At 32.9% G+C, this 1,874-nt stretch carries 2 protein-coding genes; both read right to left on the bottom strand.

The annotated features are described in order from the left end of the window. Positions 1-715: 715 nt before the first annotated feature. Positions 716-970, bottom strand: coding sequence for a 30S ribosomal protein S20 (rpsT, locus tag A5844_RS01175; protein WP_086283241.1), 255 nt, complete (start codon positions 968-970; stop codon positions 716-718). A gap of 422 nt (positions 971-1,392) precedes the next feature. Then, on the bottom strand, positions 1,393-1,662 hold the full coding sequence (locus A5844_RS01170; RefSeq protein WP_086283240.1) for a hypothetical protein: 270 nt from the start codon (positions 1,660-1,662) through the stop codon (positions 1,393-1,395). Positions 1,663-1,874: the final 212 nt, after the last annotated feature.

Genomic DNA, 1,874 nt, shown 5'->3' with positions numbered 1-1,874 from the left:
GGCTACGAAGACTATAACACATATTCTAACTGCTAGTAGAGAAAGAAGTGACAAGATCAATCAACCAAAGGTATTCAACCAGCAAAATAAACAAGAACTAGAAAGAAATAGAAATAACTAACTCAATACTATCAACCAAATGTACAGAATTTCCTACATTATGTACAAAGATAAAGAACAATGAACAATATGATGGAGAAAAGGGGAGATATCCGTGAAGAGTGAGAGTGGACAGTAAACATCAATTAAAAAGTGTATCTTACTTTTCTTTCCTACTTTGGATATTCTATTCGCTCTTGTCATACAAACTTTTCAATATCTTTAAGTTGCTGAAAGGTATGAAATTTGGGTTGTTTCTCCTAGAGACAATATAGCATTCCTATTCTGGACAATGGATCCAATCTCTCCCTTTTCGTTTCTTTTTGCCAATTCTTGTTTTGTTCTTTAACATTGGCTTTAAGGAGTGAACTCTTTGGGTTGTGAAAGTTTGTCTTCTAAATTTTAGAACCAGATTTTACCTTGGTGACAAGGTAGCGTTGAGGAAGTCTTGCTAAGTTTATTTTCTCGATCAAAGAAGCCCAGGGAATTTGTGGAGTGTTGGAAATATGGAGAGAAGAGGTGTAGACATTCAATGTGTGTACATTTAGAAATATTCAAAACAAATATTCAAAACAAATATTCATGTTTCCACTATACTGCTGTCTCTTATACACATCTAGATGTGTATAAGAGACAGTAAACGAGATTTGTCGCGGTTCGCTTTGTTTTTGTGGATAAGACCTTTAGATTCAGCCATATCAATCGCTTTAGCAGCTTCTTTATATAACGCATCTACGTTATCAGCACCTGAAGCTACAGCATCTTCAAATTTTTTGATTGCAGTACGCATAGCACTAGTTTGAGATGAATTTTTTACATTCGCGTTTTCGCTTGTACGAGCACGTTTGATTGCAGATTCAATGTTTGGCATTTGTTTCACCTCCGATAAGTAAAGTTCTTACGCGTGTTACCGCATAATTCAACATTCATTATTATACCTAAAGCGAGCGTGCTTTGCAATATGAACATGACAAGTTTTTTTCCTTAACAGTTAGAGAATAAATAAAAAAGACAATGAATCGCCTAGTTAGTCAGTTAAAAAGATTGATCTATCACACGAAAGCATGAAAAAACGCTATTGTGGGAGACAATAGCGTTTAACCAAACGAAATTTTATCTATCGATTTAAATAAATTTTTTGAATGGGATGTTTGGTACTGGAATAGTATATAACAAAGCAAACCGTTTGCAAAGTATTTTTTGAAAAGGGATTCTATTACTTTAAGGCAAACAATTGTATCGGTACCAATGATTAGTTATTTTATAACGCTGAAAAGAATAAATGAAGTTGCATTATTCAGGAGTACCAATGATTTTAATGTATTCATCGATATTTTTTATAATCATTTTTTTGATCACTAATTGTTTTCGACGATTCCATTTACCACTAACTTCTAACACATATTTATTTAAAGGCAAACGTAATACATATTTCGCTAAATACCGATCTTTTAGTAAACAATTAATGACTTGATCTTCCAGCTGGAGATTTAGACCAGTGAGCATCATTGGCTGTTCTTGTAAAACATACGTATCAATCAAAAGACCTTCGAAAGTTTCCATGAGCGTCTTCCTTTCTTTTAAATAAAACATAACGAACTTTTTTAGTGGGTATAATGCACTAAATAGATGTCCTACGCACTAGTATAACAAAAAAGCAGAGACTAGCCAAAAAAAAGCTGAAGTATCCAAAAAAAGAGTTTTGGACACTTCAACTTTATTGATAAATTAGTACGATATTAACCGAAACTTTTTATTTAGAAGACATTAAAAAC

The sequence above is a fragment of the Candidatus Enterococcus wittei genome (assembly GCF_002140175.1).
Taxonomy (GTDB): Bacteria; Bacillota; Bacilli; order Lactobacillales; family Enterococcaceae; genus Enterococcus_B; species Enterococcus_B wittei.
The sequence above is the reverse complement of the archived record's forward strand: the minus strand, read 5'-3'. Positions and strand labels throughout refer to the sequence as shown.

Excerpts from the sequence above, each read along its gene's own strand:
- A5844_RS01170 (WP_086283240.1), bottom strand. The coding sequence starts at position 1,662 with ATGGAAACTTTCGAAGGTCTTTTGATTGATACGTATGTTTTACAAGAA.
- rpsT (WP_086283241.1), bottom strand. The coding sequence starts at position 970 with ATGCCAAACATTGAATCTGCAATCAAACGTGCTCGTACAAGCGAAAAC.